Source organism: Delftia sp. HK171 (genome assembly GCF_001886655.1).
GTDB classification, from domain to species: Bacteria; Pseudomonadota; Gammaproteobacteria; order Burkholderiales; family Burkholderiaceae_C; genus Comamonas; species Comamonas acidovorans.
The window spans coordinates 4,482,514-4,498,259 of record NZ_CP018101.1; the positions used below are offsets into that span (position 1 = coordinate 4,482,514).

Sequence of the window (15,746 nt, forward strand, 5' to 3'; positions counted from 1 at the left end):
CTCAAACGCAGCGATTTCGCTCTACAGTGCTGCAAATCTGCATCACCAAAACCGCCATGAACTGGGATGACACCCGCATCTTCCTCGCGCTGACGCGCACGCCCTCCCTGCGCGCCGCCGCGCGCAGCCTGGGCGTGGACCAGGCCACCGTGGGCCGGCGCCTGAACGCGCTGGAGGCCGAGCTGGGCAGCAAGCTGTTTTTGCGCGCCAGGGATGGCTACCTGCTCACCGCCGCTGGCGAGGCCGCGCTGGGCGCCGCGCGGCGCATGGAAGGCGCGGCGCTGGACCTGCGCACGCGCATCGAGGGGCTGGACGACAGCCCGGCCGGCCTGGTGCGCGTGACCAGCACCGACTCGATCGCCACCGAATTCCTGCTGCCCGCCATAGAACGCCTGCAGCAGCGCTGGCCCGGCATCCGCGTCGATCTGGAGGTGTCCACGCACATGCTGAACCTGGGCCGCCGCCAGGCCGATATCGCGTTTCGCAACGTTCGCCCCGAGGCACCCGAGCTGGTGGTGCGCCGCGTGGTCGCCTGGCCCGTGGGACTGTTTGCGAGCGCCGCCTACGTGGCGCGCTTTGGCCAGCCATCGGCAGAGGACGAGTTGCGCGGCCACCACCTCGTGGTCTATGGCCCCTTTCTGGAACAGCGGCCCGTTCCCACCATGGTCGATGTGCCCGCGCGCCAGGCCCGGATCGCCATGGCCGCCAACTCCAGCCTGCTGGTGCGCAAGGCCGTGGCGGCCGGCATCGGCCTGGGCGAGATGCCCGTGAGCATGGGCGAGCGCGAAGGCCTGCTGCGCATCTGGCCCCAGCGCCAGCGCTCGGACGACTATGAGGTCTGGCAGGTCATGCACCCCGACCTGCAGCGCACTGCCAGGGTGCGCGTCACGGCCGAGTTCCTGGCCCAGGCGCTGGGCCAGACGATCAGCCCTGCTCCAGCAGCACCCGGATGAGGAGGTGGGGCTGCAGCGGCTTTTCCAGATAGTGGTCAAAGCCCGCCTGCAGCGCCTGGGTGCGGTCCTGCTCCCGGGCGAAGGCGCTGAGCGCCACGATCTTCACCTGTCTTGTTCCGCCAAAGTGCGCGGCCTCCGCTTCGCGCAGGGCCTTGACCAGCTGGAACCCGTCCTTTCCCGGCAGCCCTATGTCGCTGACGATGAGACTGGGCCACTGCGCCTGGACCAGGGCCATGGCCTGGTCGAAGTTCTCGGCACTCCTGACGGTGGCGCCCTGGTCGGTCAGCACCACTTTCAGCATTTCGCTGGTGTCCGCGTTGTCTTCAACGATGACGATGTCCTTGCCTTTCAGGGATTCGCCATTTTCAAGATGCACATTCATCGGGTCGGCCGGGGAGGCGCTTGCCTCGTGCAGCGGAATCTCCACCCGCATGGTGACGCCACGGCCCACGCCTTCGCTGTGGGCGCGCACGGTGCCCCCATGCAGCTCCACCAGGTGCTTGACGATGGACAGCCCCAATCCCAGGCCGGAATGGCCACGGGTGGCGGGGGCGGAGGCCTGCGAGAAGCGCTCGAAGACATGGGGAAGGAATTCAGGCGCGATGCCCACGCCCTCGTCCGCCACGCTCATCACCAGGCTTTCGTCACTGATTTCAAGGCCCACCTTCACCGCGCTGCGCGCATTGGAGAACTTGATGGCGTTGGAGACCAGGTTCCACAGGATTTGCTGGAATCGCGTGACATCGATCCACGCCATGATTTCATCGGAAGGCGCCTCGAACTGCAGGGTGATGTTCTTGTCGGCGGCGTTGTCGCGCAACGGCTCCAGGCTTTGCACGGCCAATGAGCAGACATTGACCTCCTCGCGGTGCAGATTGAGTTTTCCCGTCGTCAGGCGCGAGATATCCAGAATGTCCGCAATGATGCGGCTTTGTGCCTTCACGCCTTTCTCGATGGCATCTATGCCCTTCTTGAGCATGGCCTCGCTGAGGTTGGCGCGCTTGAGCAAATGCGTGCCCCCGTTGAGCAGGGACAGCGGCGTGCGCAGTTCATGCGAGAGCACGGCGACAAAATCATCCTTGGTGCGGCTGATGCGCTCTGCGGCCACGCGCGCCGCCTGCTCCTGCTCCAGCATCTGCTGGCGCTGCCTCTCGAACTCCAGGGACTCCGTCAGGTCCTGGGCCACGGCCAGGCGGATGCCGGGCTCGATGGGATCGGAGAACTTCCAGGAGATCAGGCGCTCCTGCCCGTCTGCCGGGAGGATGGGGAACTCGCCGCGCCAGGACTTTTCGGGGTCTTCGGCCAATTGCTGCGCAGCTTTTTCCCGAACGGCCTGCGGAACAAAGCCCGTCAGCGGCTTGCCCGCCAGGTCGTCAATGCCGCGCTGCAGCAGTGCCTGCGCCTGGGAATTGGCATCGCTGATCAGGCCGCCGGCGCTGACCAGCATCATGGCCGCCGGCGCCTGGTCATAGATGGCGCGAAAGCGTGACTCGCTGCGGCGCAGCCCGTCTTCCGCCAGGCGTGCGCGGATCAGGGCATGCAGCGTGGCAATCAACAGCTGCGGCTCCACGGGGTGCACCATGTAGGCATCGGCCCCGGCGTTGAGGCCCGCCACCTGGTGATTGCTTTTCACATACTCGGCCGACAGGTGCACCACGGGAATCAGGCTGGTGTGCCGCGCACCGCGGATGGTGCGGCATACGTCAAAGCCCGAGATATCGGGCAAGTGCACATCCAGCACCACGGCTGCCACGCCGGTCTCCGACAGGGCAATGGCCTTTTCCCCGGTTTCCGCCTCGACCGTCTGGAATCCCGCCGCCCTGATGACCCGTGCCGTGGAGTAGCGCGTGGCAGGGTTGTCGTCAACGACAAGAATGGTGTGCAGGCTTCGGTCGAATGAGGGAAGAATCATTCCAGTCGTGTTCTTGGGCATGATGTTCCTGTTGTTTTTGATGGGATGAAGACCGGCTTGGCCGTATCAGGCCTTCAGATCCTTGGTATCGACCGGAAGATGCGCGGGAACGATCACGGAGAAGGTCGAGCCTTCGCCCAGGGCGCTTTGCACTTCCACCCAGCCCCCAGAAGCTGCGCCAGCTGCTTGGACAGCGCCAGGCCCAGGCCCGTGCCCCGCAGGCGCTTCTGGATGGGTGAATCGACCTGGGTGAAGTCATTGAAAATCGCATCGTGGAATTCCGAGGCGATGCCTATGCCGGTATCCGCCACCGAGAATTTCACCAGCATGTCCCCCACCAGTTCTGCCGACACCTTGATCTCACCCTGCGGCGTGAATTTCAGTGCATTGGAGATGAAGTTTCTGAGGATCTGCGAGAGCTTGCGGTTGTCGGTGTAGAAGCGCGGCAGATCACCGGGCTCTTCGAACACCAGGCTCAACTCCACGTTGTCCGCCATGGCCTTGAACATGCCGCGCAAGGCGGCAAACAAATCCATCATCTCGAACCAGCCCGGCGAGATTTCCAGGCGGCCCGCCTCGATCTTGGCCAGGTCGAGCAGGTCGTTGACCATCTCGGAAAACTCGGCGGCGGTTTCCTGGATGAAGCCGACCTGCCGGGTCTGCTCGGTGGTAAGCGGTCCATCCACATGGTCCAGCAGCAGGCGCGCATTGCTGCGGATGGCGCCTATGGGCGTGCGGAACTCATGGCTCATGTAGGAGAGGAAATGGCTCTTGAGCTCGGTGGCCTTGCGCAGCTTCTCGGCCTGCACATCCAGCTCGCCGTAGAGCGCGACCACGCCGCGATTGGTCTCGTCCAGCTCCTCGCGCAAGGACCTGATCTCGGCGCGGCACAGTTCCAGTTCGGCTTTGAGATCGTCTTCGTTCATTGCTCTTCCTCGGCCTTGAGGACGACCACGGTGGCGTCATCCCTGCTGCGGGTGTTGTGCCAGAGAAGGCAGGCGGCCAGCAGGCCGGGGTCCCTGCCCAGCAGGCCCGCATAGTCCTCATGCTTCCAGCGGGCAGACACGCCGTCGGAGTGCAGCACCAGAACGCCATGGTCAAGGCTGGAGCAGTCGGCCACCCTGGGCCGCGAGATCTGTACACCTGCCGTGCCGTGCTGGCTGCTCAGGGAAAGGCTGGCCACGCCATTGAAAAGCCTGCCACTGATGTTTCCCGCACCGCAGCTGTGCACGGCCTGTGCGCCGAAGCGCACCGCCAACAGGGCCGCCCCTCGCGTGCCGCGCAGCGCTGCATGGGCCTGGGCCACGAACTCGTCCAGCGGCATGGCGGCATCGGCACCGCCGTTCCGGTTCTCGTTCCCGTTCCCCTTCCCGTTCTGCGACGCAAAGACATCGACCGCCGCACGGGCCGCCTCGCCCGCCAGCGGTCCATGGCCCAGGCCATCGGCCACCAGCACCTCGGCCAGCCCCGCGCCCGACCTGACCGCCCAGGCGTCGCCGCTGATGGTCTCGGGCGCAACGGCCAGGCAAACGGCGCCCATGCGCAGCGACAGTGCCGACGGCGCCCTGCGGCCTTCGCGCAGCCGTGCCAGGCTTACCGTGCCGGAGGCTTCGGAGACGACAAAGAAGTCGTCGGCCACCCTGGAGATGGCCCCCAGGCCCGTGCCCGGCGAGCCCGAGCCGGTGCTCACCCCGTCCTGCATGGCGGTGGCGATGTCCTCGATGCCCGGGCCGCGATCGACACAGATGATTTCGATGTCATGCAGGGGCGGCCGCGCGGCTATCCAGATTTCAGCGTCCCGGGCATGCCGCACCAGGTTGGTGGCCAGCTCGGTCGCCACCAGCCCCGAACGGCCCATGTCCTCGTCGCCCCAGCCCATGTCGGAGGCCAGTGCAACCACATGGCGCCTGACCTCGCCCACACGGCTCGCATCGCCTATTGGAAATGAACGATGGGTCCAGCCCCGGATTACTTCCACTTGGTGATACTCACTCGTGTGCCCTGGCCCAGCTCGGTTTCTATCTTGAAATCATTCACCAGCCGCTTGCTTCCCGGCAGGCCCAGGCCCATTCCCATGCCGGTGGTGAAACCATCGGTCATGGCCATTTTCAGATCCTTGATTCCAGGCCCTGTGTCTTCAAAAATCAATTGCAAGGCCTGTTTTCCATTGACTTCGATGATGGCCCAGTTCATGTGGCCACCTTTTCCATGAATCAGCGTATTGCGGGACAGCTCGCTTGCAGCGGTAATCATCTTTGTCTGATCGACCAGCGAGAACTTCAGCATCTGGCAAAGCGAGCGCACCGTTTGGCGCGTGGCAACAATCTGCTGCTCGTTTTGTAACGGCATTTGGCCGCTGCGATCATGTTCCAAGGGTGGCTCCCGACTGCTGGGCCCGCAAAAGGGCCATTCCCCTCTCGACGGTCATCGCCGTCCTGACCCCGCCAAGGGACAGGCCCAACTCCACCAGGGTGATTGCAACGGCAGGCTGCATGCCCACCACGACGGTGGCGGCAGACAGGATGCGGGCAATGCCCGAGATGGTCACCAGCATGCGCCCGACGAAGGAGTCCACCACCTCCAGCGCCGAGATATCGATCATGACGCCGCTGGCGCCCGTGCTCGCGATGCGCTCGGCCAGGTCGTCCTGGAGCGCCAGCGCCGTCTGGTCCTGCATGTCGATCTGGATGGAAACCAGCAGCACATCGCCCATGCGCAGGATTGGAATGCGGTCCATGGATGGCTCACTCCTGTGTCTGGCGGGTGATGCGCCAGCCGGTCTTGCCCATGGCCAGCTTGAGCGCCTCGGCCAGTGTGGCCTTGGTGGTGATGTCGCGCATGTCGATGCCCAGGTGCACGATGGTCTGGGCAATCTGGGGCCGGATGCCGCTGATGATGCAGTCCGCGCCCATCAGGCGAATGGCCGTCACGGTGCGCAGCAGGTGCTGGGCCACCAGCGTGTCCACCGTGGGCACGCCGGTGATGTCGATGATGGCCAGCTCCGACTCGGTCGACACCAGGCTTTGCAGCAAGGACTCCATCACCACCTGGGTGCGGTTGCTGTCCAGCGTGCCGATCAGAGGAATGGCCAGCACCCCCTCCCACAGCTTGACGACGGGGGTGGACAGCTCCAGCAGCTCTTCCTGCTGGCGGATGATGATCTCCTCGCGTGCCTGCTGGAAGCTGCTGACCGTGTGCTGGGCCATGTTGTCCACCAGCACGGTGGCCCTCCAGATTTCCTGGATGGCCGCAGCAGGATCGCCCGACAGCCCGCGCTGGATGTGCGCGAACAGCGGCTTTTTCAGCGACAGGATGAACTGGCTGGTTTCACCGGCACGCTGGCCCTGGGCGGCGCGGGTGCGGGACAGCTCGGCCAGCAGGCGCCGCGCGGGATTCCAGCCCTCGTCCGAAAACCTTTGCGGATCGGCGCCGGAAGCGAAGGCGCCCACAATGGCGTTGATAATCCCGCGCGCATCTTTTTCAGCATTCTTCCCGAGCGTGGAATCACCCACGCTGGCCTGGGCCATCCAATCATGGATCAAGGCATCAATATCATTTTGGAGTGTTTGCTGGATAATTCCGGTCATAGATATTTGCTGGATTTCAAATAAATTATTCGTTGAGGCTGCCAGAGAACTGCATTGGTAAAAATACAGCTGGCGTGCCAACCATGTTTTCTGCAGATTATTTACTGGCACCCTCGCCACGAGAGACACATTTTGTAATATCAAATAGCATCCTCCTGTAAGGGTTTTTCGACAGATGCATGCCCGCCAAGCCGCGACCTGGTCAGCAAGCCCCCGGTACGCAGCCACGGGGGGACGCGGGCACGCCGGTTCCGCCCTTCCTGGAGGGCGGAGCCGGCACCGGAAGCAGCCCGCAACCCGTGTGCTCACAGGTTTTCTCATCCGTCAAACTGCGCAATGCATGCCCTTGGAAAATCCCAAGGACATTTCACACCTGGGCGCGGCAAGGCCATACACTGCCCAGCCTTTCTGAAATACGCCATGCCTGATATTGACCATGCAAAAAAAGCCTTCCACAAAAACCATCGTCAATCAGATTTTTGATGAGGACCGTTTGTCGGAGCTATTGAAACAAGAAGCCTCTCATGGCCTGGGTTTCGAGCAATGCGAATTCGATGGATTGAATCTCTATCAACTCGATTTGCAGGGCGCGCAATTTGTGGAGTGCAGTTTTGCCGACACCTGCTTTGAAAGCTGCCAACTGGCCGGCACCCGCTGGCTGCATTGCAAGGCGGGCCGCGCCGATTTTCGGCTGGCCAACCTGACGGATGCCCTGTTTTGCCAGAGCGACCTGAACAACACCAACTGGGAATTGGCCAAGCTGGCCTCAGCGCGCTTTCTTGAAGTCAAGCTGACCGGCGCCAGGTTTGGCGGTGCGCAAACCCTGGGCATTGATTTTCATGAGTCCCTGCTGATTGGTGCCGATCTGCGCGGCATGTCCTTCCGCAAGAAAACGCTGGAAGGCCTGAACTTCAGCGATGCCGATCTGGCCGGCTGCGACTTCCGCGATGCCGTTTTCCACAAGGCAAGCCTGCGCGATGCCCATCTCAAGAATGCCCGGTTCGATGGCGCGGACCTGCGCTCGGCGGACTTGCGCGGCTTGACGATTGCCTCGCTCAGCCAGCATTTCAAGGGCAGCCTGATCTCGCATGAGCAGGCTGCCGAGCTGGTGGGCGGGCTGGGCGTGCGCGTGATGTGAAGTCGAGGCGGGCGCGCCGCCACCGCCATCCGCACTCAGTAAACGATGTCGTGCTCGTACAGCAGCCTGGAGATGTCCTTGGGCACAAAGCCTGTCAGCAGCGAGTTCTCGTCGAGCAGATTGATGAACTCCCCCGCCGTGCAGGACTTGGAGTGGTCAATGATGAAGTCCAGGAACTCCTCGCTGACGCGGTCACCGTCCTGCTCGAAGGACCAGCTGTGCTCCTGGCCGCCCGATTGGAAGCGCAGCGTGACGGTGTCGCCCTCCATGCCGGATTCGATGCCCTCATAGCCGATGGCGCCACCGCAAGCCTTGGCGAAGCGCTTGAGCAGGGCCACGTAGTCTTCGTCGGCCTCGTTGTCTTCGCCAATGCCGCCATCGAACAATTTGACCTGTGCAGCCTTGGTGTGCTGGCGCAGTGCCGCCATCAAGGCGTACTCATCCTCGATGGAGGCGATGTCGAAATCCGCAGGCACGATGCCGTGCGTCTTCATGGCGGAGGCAATCACGGCGACAGGGTTCTGGCTCTGGGTCATGGCGATGTCTGAAAGGGTTGCGGGATCGGAGACGGTGCCGATGATAGGCACAGCCTGTGCCTGCGCACTGGACATCTTGTCCGGTGGCGTCCGGCTTGCGCCTTCAGTCTGTGGAAGCGGGGCTGCGCCTGTCCTTGCGCAGCATGTCCAGATAGAGCGCTTCCACCTTCTCGCGCGCCCAGGGCGTCTTGCGCAGGAATTTGAGGCTGGAGCTGACGCTGGGGTCCAGCGTGAAGCAGCGCACCGGAACCTGCCGTGCCAGGGCAGGCCAGCCATAGCGGGCCTCCAGGGCACGGACGATGGCTTCGAGCGTGACGCCGTGCAGCGGATTGCGGGGCTGGGCGGCGGGGGGCGGAGTTTCTTGCATGGGGTGATTCTCCCTTGTGATGGACCGCAAGCCTGGCAGTGCGGTGCACGCGCTGGTGCCGTGGTTGGCAGCGGCAGGACAGGTCCCGCAGAAACGGGGCCGCGCCGGCACTGTGCGAGCGCGGAAAAATTTGTAAACACATGAAACCAAAGAGGAAGTTTCTGTAGCATTCACGGCGTCCCTGCCTCTTCTTCGAACCCGCTTCCATGCCTGCCCTGTCCCTTCGCCAGAAATTGCTGGCTCCGCTGGTTTTCTGCCTGCTGGCGCTGCTTGCGCTGACCCTGTTCAACGCCTACCAGGCACGCAGCAAGGCCTATGAGGCCCGGCAGCAGGCGCTGCGGGACTTTGTCGATTCGGCAGACAGCCTGATTGCCGCCATTGCGGCAGAGGCCAAGGCCGGCAAGCTGCCTGAAGAAGACGCCAAGGCCACGGCCATTGCCCGCGTGGGGCAGCTGCGCTATGCCGGTGGTGCGGGCTACATCACCAGCATCACGACGGATTCCGTGGTGCTGAACAACCCCGCAAGCCCGGGCATCAACGGCAAGAACATGGCCGGCTTCCAGGACGCCAAGGGCAGCTACCTCTACCGCAGCATTGCCGCCGTGGGCGCTTCTGCCCAGGGCAACGGCTACCTCACCTACTGGTGGCCCCGTCCCGGCGCGAAGGAGCCCAGCGAGAAGCTGGCCTATGCCAAGCGATCCACCTCCTGGAACTGGGACCTGATCGCGGGTGACTATGTGGACGACATCCAGCAGGCCTTCATCGCCACCATCATCAAGTCGGTGGCGGCGCTGGCGGTGCTGGGCGCACTGCTGTCGTTGATCGCCTGGATGGCCACGCGCAGCGTGCTCCAGGCCATCGGCGGCGAGCCGGCCGTGGCGGCAGCGATCGCCAACCGCATCGCCGCCGGGGATCTGTCGCAAACCGGGCTGGAGGGGGCTTCGCACGCACCGGAAGGCAGCGTGATCGCGGCGGTGCAGCGCATGAGCGAGCAGCTGCGCCAACTGGTGACGCGCATCCATGACACGGCGGGCATCATCCACCGCTCGGCCGGCGAGATTGCCACGGGCAGCCTGGACCTGTCGCAGCGCACGGAGCAGCAGGCCAGTTCGCTGGAGGAAACGGCGGCGTCCATGGAGCAGTTGACCGCGACCGTGCACCAGAACGCGGAAAACGCGCAGCAGGCAAGCCAGATCGCCTCGGGCGCCTGCGCGGTGGCCGAGCGCGGCGGCACCGTGGTGGACCAGGTGGTGAGCACGATGGGCGAGATCAATACCTCGTCGCGCCGCGTGGTGGACATCATCGGCGTGATCGACGGCATCGCCTTCCAGACCAACATCCTCGCGCTGAACGCGGCCGTGGAGGCTGCGCGCGCTGGCGACCAGGGGCGCGGCTTCGCGGTCGTGGCGGGCGAGGTGCGCACCCTGGCGCAGCGCAGCGCCTCGGCCGCGCGCGAGATCAAGACGCTGATCCAGGCCTCGGTGGAGCGTGTGGATGCCGGCGCCACCCTGGTGGACCAGGCCGGGCAGACCATGCGCGAAGTGGTCACCACGGTGCGCAACATCACAGGCATCGTGACCGAGATCGCCTCGGCCAGCCGCGAGCAAAGCACCGGCATCGAGCAGGTGGGCCATGCCGTGACCGACATGGACCGCGTGACCCAGCAGAACGCCGCACTGGTGGAACAGTCCTCGGCCGCCACGCAAGTGCTGCAGCAGGAGTCGGAGAAGCTCTCCCGCCTGACGGCATCGTTCAAACTCTAGGCTTCGCTTCCCTTCTCATTTCAGACATGATCACCTGCTACCTGCGCTACATCATCGACCCGTTCAAGGCCAAGGAATTCGAGGAGTACGGCAAGACCTGGATTCCGCTGGTCGAGAAATTCGGCGGCAAGCACCACGGCTACTTCCTGCCGTCCGAAGGCGCCAACAATGTGGCGCTGGCCATGTTCAGCTTCCCCAGCATGGCGCTATACGAGGAGTACCGCATCAAGTCCATGCAGGACCCCGAGTGCCAGGCCGCCTTCCGCTACGCGGAGGACACGCGCTGCATCCTGAGCTACGAGCGCAGCTTCATGCGCCCGGTGTTCGGCTGAACCTCCCCCCGCGCCACGCCCATGTGCGTGGCGCGCGTTTGCAAATACGGAATCGGTATTTTCACAACTGAAGCACGCTAACTAGCATCCATCCCATTGCAATCTTTTGAGGATGGAGCGCGTGAACAAGCGTCGTTTCCTGCTGGCCGGCCCGTCTCTGCTGGCCGCTGCCGCCCTGGCTTCCACCACCGCCGCACGGGCTGCGGCCGACCCCAGGACCCGATTGGTCGTCGCCGACCAGAGCGAGCTGCTGCGCCACCTGCTGGATGCCAGCGGCGAGCGCAAGCGCCTGGGCTTTCAGCTGGAGCTGCCCAACTTCGCGGGCGGCCCGGCCATCTTCGAGGCCATACGCGCAGGCGCGCTGGACATTGCCTATGTGGGCGACACGCCGCCCATCCAGGCGCGCGCCGCCGGTGTGCAGCTGCCCATCATCGCCACCTTCACGCGCGAGCGCGCCCAGTACCGGCTGGTGCAGCGTGCCGATGCAGGCATAGAGCGCCTGGCCGACCTGCGCGGCAAGCGCCTGAGCTATGTGGAAGGCTCGGGCCGCCAGGTCTTCCTGATCGAGGCATTGACACGCGCGGGCCTGACGCTGGCCGACGTGAAGCTGGTCAACCTGCGCGTGGCCGAACTCAACGACGCGCTGCGCGCCAAGGCGGTGGACGTGGCCGTGCTCATGGAGCCCCATGTCACGCGCCTGGGCAAGCAGATCGGCGCGCGGCCCGTGCCCGATCCGCAGGAGCGCGCGCTGCTGCCCGCCACCTCGTACATCTACGCACGGCCCGACGTGCTGGCCGACCCGGCCAAGTCCCAGGCCATCGTCGATTTCCTGGGCGCCTTCGTGCGCGCAGGCAAGTGGAGCAATGGCCACGAGCAGGAATGGGGCCGCCACTACTACACGCAGTTCCAGCGCATCGATGCGGAGAGCACGGCGGCCATCCTGGCATCGCAGTCCGACCTGCTGTTCCAGACGGCCGCCGAGGCGCAACCCCACCACCAGAAGCTGATCGACATCCTGCACGCCGCCGGCAGCCTGCCGCAGCGGCTGGATGCGGCCGGCTCCTTCGTGTCCACCTACGACCGCGTGATCGTGGCCAACCGATGAACCGGCCAGAAAACACACGATGACGCAAGCGCAACTGGACATCAACGCGGCCGGTCTGTCACCGGCCACCGCAGCCGCCGCTCAATCCGAGCCCGCCACCCGGGCCGCTGTGCAACTGGTGCCCGCGCGCCTGTCTCAGGGCGCGCTGCTGGTAGGCCCCGGCCTGCTGCTGGTGCTGTGGGAGGCGGCCTCGCGCCTGGGCTGGCTGTCGCCGGAGACGCTGACCGCGCCCTCGCAGGCCCTGGTCGCCGGCTACGGCATGGTGGCCGACGGCAGCCTGCTGCCCCACCTGCTGGCATCGGCAGGCCGTGCCTACAGCGGGTTGCTGCTGGGCGTGGTGGCTGGCGTGCTGCTGGCCCTGGCCTCGGGCCTGACGCGCACGGGCGAGGCCCTGCTCGACGGCCTGGTGCAGATCAAGCGCGCCGTGCCCACGCTGGCGCTGATTCCCCTGGCCATCATCTGGCTGGGCATTGGCGAGTCCATGAAGATCTTCCTGATCTTCACGGCAGTGCTGGTGCCCGTCTACATCAACACCCACGCGGCCCTGCGCGGTATCGACATCGGCCATGTGGAGCTGGCCCAGACCCTGGGCCTGTCGCGCGCCGAATTCATCCGCAAGGTGGCGCTGCCGGGGGCGCTGCCGGGCTTCTTCGTGGGCCTGCGCATTGCCGTGTCGCTGTGCTGGACGGCGCTGGTGGTGCTGGAGCTGATCAACACGCAGACCGGCATCGGCTACCTCATGAACCGCGCCCGCGACTGGGGGCAGACCGATGTGATCGTGGTGGGCATCCTCATCTACGCCCTGCTGGGCCTGCTGTCCGACGCCGTGGTGCGCCGCATCGAGGCGCATGTGCTGTCCTACCGGAGGTCGCTGGGATCATGAGCCATCACCCCACCCCGGGCGCCGTGCGGCTGCAGCGCTTCACGCGCAGCTTTGGCGGCAAGAACGTGCTGGACGCCATCGACCTGGACATTGCCCCGGGCCAGTTCGTGGCCCTGCTGGGCGAGTCCGGATCGGGCAAGACCACCTTGCTGCGCGCGCTCGCCGGGCTGGACGGCCATGCGCAGTCCAGCGGCGCGGCCAGTGCGCAGGGCAATGTGTCCGTGCTGTTCCAGGATGCTCGCCTGCTGCCCTGGCTGTCGGTGCTGGACAACCTCACGCTGGGTCTGGACGCGCGCGCCGTGCTGCCCGCAGCACGGCAAATCCTGCACGACGTGGGCCTGCAGGACAAGGCTGGCGCCTGGCCCGCCACGCTGTCAGGCGGCCAGAAGCAACGCGCATCGCTGGCCCGCAGCCTGCTGCGCGACCCGCACGTGCTGCTGGCCGACGAACCCTTCGGCGCGCTGGACGCGCTCACGCGCATGCGCATGCACGGACTGCTGCTGCGCCTGGTCGAGCGCATACGGCCCACGGTCATCCTCGTCACGCACGACGTGGACGAATCCCTGCTGCTGGCCGACCGCATCCTGGTGCTCAGGGACGGCCGCATCGCCGAGGACCACGCCGTGGACCTGCCCCATCCCCGCCGCCCCGACCATCCTGCCTTCATGCAGCTGCGCGCCACCTTGCTGCGCAGCCTGGGCGTCGAGACAGAGATCGCCTGACGCCGGCCCCGCCCGCGAAACAACCCACACAACAAAGGACTGCTCCCATGTCTCGGCAACTGCACCTGAACCTGTTCCTCATGACGCGCGGCCACCATGAAGGCGCCTGGCGCCATCCCGGCGCCAACCGCAAGGCGCTCACCGACCTGGAGCTGTACGTCGATGCCGCACGCATCGCCGAGGCCGCCAAATTCGACGCCGTCTTCCTGGCCGACAGCCTGGTCGGGCCCGAGAACGGCCAGCAGATCACCTCGGGCCTGCTGGACCCGCTGGTGCTGCTGACGGCACTGGCGCTGCGCACCGAGCGCATCGGCCTGATCGGCACCGCCTCCACCACCTACAGCCATGCCTACACGCTGGCGCGCCAGTTCGCCTCGCTGGACCATCTGTCCAAGGGGCGGGCGGGCTGGAACATCGTCACTTCCTGGGCGCCCAACGCGGGCCTGAACTTCGGCCTGGCCGACAACGTGGACCACGGCGACCGCTACCGCATCGCCGAGGAATTCGTGTCCGCCGTCGATGCGCTGTGGCGCAGCTTTCCGGCCAGCGCCCTGCTGGACGACACGGCGGCCGGCCAGTTCCTCGACGCATCGCAGATCCGGCCCGTCCACTTCGAGGGCAAATACATACGCACGCGCGGCCCGCTCAACGTGCCCGGCAGCCCGCAGGGCCGGCCCGTCTTCGTGCAGGCCGGCCAGTCCGAGTCCGGCCGCGCCTTTGCCGCGCAATGGGCCGAGGCCATCTTCACGGCCCACGGCTCGCGGGAATCGGCCCAGGCCTTCTATGCCGACATCAAGGGACAGGCGCAGCAGCTGGGCCGCCGCCCGCAGGACATCGTGATCCTGCCCGGCATCAGCGCCGCCATAGGCTCCACCGAATACGAGGCGCGCCAGGTCTGGGAAGAGCTCGACAGCCTGACCAGCATCGAGGTCGGCCTGGCCCGCCTGTCCGCACGCTTTGGCGGCCACGACTTCTCGGCCGTGCCGCTGGACCGCCTGCTCACGCGCGACGACTTCCCCGATCCCGACAAGGTCGAAGCCTCGCGCAGCCGCGCCGTGGGTTACGTGGAAACCAGCCTGCGCGACGGCCTCACCCTGCGCGGCCTGCTCAAGCGCCTGGCCGGCGCCCGCGGCCACCTGGCCGTGGCCGGCACGCCCGAACAGGTGGCCGACATCATCGAAGACTGGTTCAGGCACGGCGCAGCCGACGGCTTCAACGTCATGCCGCCCATACTCAACCAGCAGTTCGAGCTGTTCACCAGCGAAGTCGTGCCGATCCTGCGCAAGCGCGGCCTGTTCCGCGAGGAATACGAAAGCCGCACGCTGCGCGGGCATTTCGGGCTGGGGGAGCTGGCGGCGACGGGGGCAGGTGATGCCCCAGCCGCGCGCCCAAGGGAGCAAGCGCTGGCGGCTTGACCGATGCGGCGCTGCGGCTGCACAGACAGGCCTACAGCAGAATGTCCGCCGTGGGGTACTTCCAGAAGTCGCGCAGCAGGTAGCTGATCGGCAGGTTCAGATTCGTGGAGCTGGGTGGAATCGGCTGCAGGAACCACTTCTCGTAGATGGGGTGGATTTCGCGGCTGGTGATGATCCGCTTCATCTCTTCATCGACCAGTTTCTTGAACGCGGTATCGGCCTTCGGCAGCATGATGGCCAGGGGTTCAGTGGACAGGAACTTGCCCACCACCTTCAGGGCGCGTGGATCGGGCCGTGCAGCGGCCAGCCCGTTGAGAAGCACGTCATCCATCACGAACGCGTCGGCTTCGCCCTTCTCCACCATCTCCAGGGCCCTTGCGTGATCGGGGGCCTCCACAATGGTGATGCCCATGAGGCGCTGCCTGTTGGCCTGCGTCACCAGAGCCATCGGGCTGGTGCCCTTGGTGGAAACCAGCTTTTTGCCCTTGAGATCCTCCATCGCGTTGATGGTGCTTTCGGCCTTCACGAGCATCCGGGCGCCGGTGATGAAATGGGGAACCGTGAACGCCACGGTCTGGCGCCGCTGCGCGTTGTTCGTGGTCGAACCGCACTCCATGTCGGCCTTGCCCTGCTCGATCACGGCCATGCGATTGGCCGGCGTGACCATCAGGAACTCCACCTTCATGTCCTTCCTGCCTGTCTGCTTGCGCACCGCCTCGGCCAGGCGAAGGCACAGATCCAGCGCGTAACCGACGGGCTTGCCGCTGCGCGTGTCGATGTAGGAAAAGGGGACCGACGATTCCCGGTGCGCAATCACCAGCGCGCCACCGGCATTGATCTTGTCCAGCACACCGGCAGTCGATACGCCGCTCAAGGCCAACAGGCCCAACGCACCCAACGCAATTCCCCACTGGCGAAAGATCATCGAAGTCCTTGGATCGCAGGCGCTGGGCGGCGCCCAGCAGTGTTGCGACAGGTTATACACGTATTGTTACCAAATGCGCAAACCTGGGCTGCTGGCGGTTTTGCCGGC

16 protein-coding genes and 1 pseudogene are annotated in these 15,746 nt (G+C 65.3%); 8 read left to right on the forward strand and 9 right to left on the reverse strand.

What is annotated here, in order from left to right; genetic code table 11:
- Positions 1–56 precede the first annotated feature (56 nt).
- On the forward strand, positions 57–953 hold the full coding sequence (locus BO996_RS20200; RefSeq protein WP_034398816.1) for a LysR family transcriptional regulator: 897 nt from the start codon (positions 57–59) through the stop codon (positions 951–953).
- Here BO996_RS20200 and BO996_RS20205 read toward each other — a convergent pair.
- The 6 genes and pseudogenes from BO996_RS20205 to BO996_RS20230 form a co-directional block, all read right to left on the reverse strand.
- A complete protein-coding gene (locus tag BO996_RS20205) occupies positions 925–2,886 on the reverse strand; it encodes a hybrid sensor histidine kinase/response regulator (protein WP_071956231.1) in 1,962 nt (653 codons plus the stop codon). The genes BO996_RS20200 and BO996_RS20205 overlap by 29 nt on opposite strands.
- 45 nt (positions 2,887–2,931) lie before the next feature.
- Positions 2,932–3,791: pseudogene (locus BO996_RS20210) on the reverse strand (sensor histidine kinase).
- A complete protein-coding gene (locus tag BO996_RS20215; RefSeq protein ID WP_232240384.1) occupies positions 3,788–4,765 on the reverse strand; it encodes an ATP-binding protein in 978 nt (325 codons plus the stop codon). The pseudogene BO996_RS20210 and the gene BO996_RS20215 overlap by 4 nt, the downstream one beginning before the upstream one ends.
- A gap of 68 nt (positions 4,766–4,833) precedes the next feature.
- The gene (locus tag BO996_RS20220) at positions 4,834–5,238 is read right to left on the reverse strand and encodes an anti-sigma regulatory factor (protein ID WP_012206212.1); all 405 of its coding nucleotides are present in this window, start codon (positions 5,236–5,238) and stop codon (positions 4,834–4,836) included.
- On the reverse strand, positions 5,228–5,602 hold the full coding sequence (locus BO996_RS20225; RefSeq protein ID WP_012206213.1) for an STAS domain-containing protein: 375 nt from the start codon (positions 5,600–5,602) through the stop codon (positions 5,228–5,230). Before BO996_RS20225 ends, BO996_RS20220 begins: the two co-directional genes overlap by 11 nt.
- A gap of 7 nt (positions 5,603–5,609) precedes the next feature.
- The gene (locus BO996_RS20230; protein WP_063325645.1) at positions 5,610–6,452 is read right to left on the reverse strand and encodes an STAS domain-containing protein; all 843 of its coding nucleotides are present in this window, start codon (positions 6,450–6,452) and stop codon (positions 5,610–5,612) included.
- 436 nt (positions 6,453–6,888) lie between these two features.
- Here BO996_RS20230 and BO996_RS20235 point away from each other — a divergent pair, with 436 nt between their 5' ends.
- Positions 6,889–7,590 (forward strand): pentapeptide repeat-containing protein, encoded by a 702-nt coding sequence (locus BO996_RS20235; protein WP_071956233.1) that lies wholly within the window; start codon positions 6,889–6,891, stop codon positions 7,588–7,590.
- 35 nt (positions 7,591–7,625) lie between these two features.
- Here BO996_RS20235 and BO996_RS20240 read toward each other — a convergent pair whose 3' ends face one another.
- Positions 7,626–8,126: a hypothetical protein gene (locus BO996_RS20240; RefSeq protein ID WP_143290011.1), complete on the reverse strand. Its 501-nt coding sequence runs from the start codon at positions 8,124–8,126 to the stop codon at positions 7,626–7,628.
- Between the two features lie 103 nt (positions 8,127–8,229).
- On the reverse strand, positions 8,230–8,493 hold the full coding sequence (locus tag BO996_RS20245; protein WP_034395743.1) for a VF530 family DNA-binding protein: 264 nt from the start codon (positions 8,491–8,493) through the stop codon (positions 8,230–8,232).
- A 206-nt stretch (positions 8,494–8,699) separates the two neighbouring features.
- Here BO996_RS20245 and BO996_RS20250 point away from each other — a divergent pair, with 206 nt between their 5' ends.
- From BO996_RS20250 to BO996_RS20275, 6 genes are all read left to right on the forward strand, one after another.
- On the forward strand, positions 8,700–10,256 hold the full coding sequence (locus tag BO996_RS20250) for a methyl-accepting chemotaxis protein (protein ID WP_043821204.1): 1,557 nt from the start codon (positions 8,700–8,702) through the stop codon (positions 10,254–10,256).
- A 26-nt stretch (positions 10,257–10,282) separates the two neighbouring features.
- Positions 10,283–10,588, forward strand: coding sequence for an NIPSNAP family protein (locus BO996_RS20255; protein WP_012206218.1), 306 nt, complete (start codon positions 10,283–10,285; stop codon positions 10,586–10,588).
- Between the two features lie 112 nt (positions 10,589–10,700).
- Positions 10,701–11,693: an ABC transporter substrate-binding protein gene (locus BO996_RS20260; protein ID WP_071956235.1), complete on the forward strand. Its 993-nt coding sequence runs from the start codon at positions 10,701–10,703 to the stop codon at positions 11,691–11,693.
- A gap of 19 nt (positions 11,694–11,712) precedes the next feature.
- Positions 11,713–12,576 carry an ABC transporter permease gene (locus BO996_RS20265; RefSeq protein ID WP_071956236.1) on the forward strand — a complete coding sequence of 288 codons (864 nt, stop codon included), beginning with the start codon at positions 11,713–11,715 and terminating at the stop codon, positions 12,574–12,576.
- Entirely contained in the window at positions 12,573–13,298 is a 726-nt protein-coding gene (locus BO996_RS20270; protein WP_013801847.1) for an ABC transporter ATP-binding protein, read from the forward strand. The genes BO996_RS20265 and BO996_RS20270 overlap by 4 nt, the downstream gene beginning before the upstream one ends.
- Before the next feature lie 47 nt (positions 13,299–13,345).
- Positions 13,346–14,713, forward strand: a complete 1,368-nt coding sequence (locus BO996_RS20275) for an LLM class flavin-dependent oxidoreductase (RefSeq protein WP_071956237.1) — start codon at positions 13,346–13,348, stop codon at positions 14,711–14,713.
- Positions 14,714–14,744: 31 nt separating this feature from the next.
- Here BO996_RS20275 and BO996_RS20280 read toward each other — a convergent pair whose 3' ends face one another.
- Positions 14,745–15,638, reverse strand: coding sequence for an amino acid ABC transporter substrate-binding protein (locus BO996_RS20280; RefSeq protein ID WP_071956238.1), 894 nt, complete (start codon positions 15,636–15,638; stop codon positions 14,745–14,747).
- Positions 15,639–15,746: the final 108 nt, after the last annotated feature.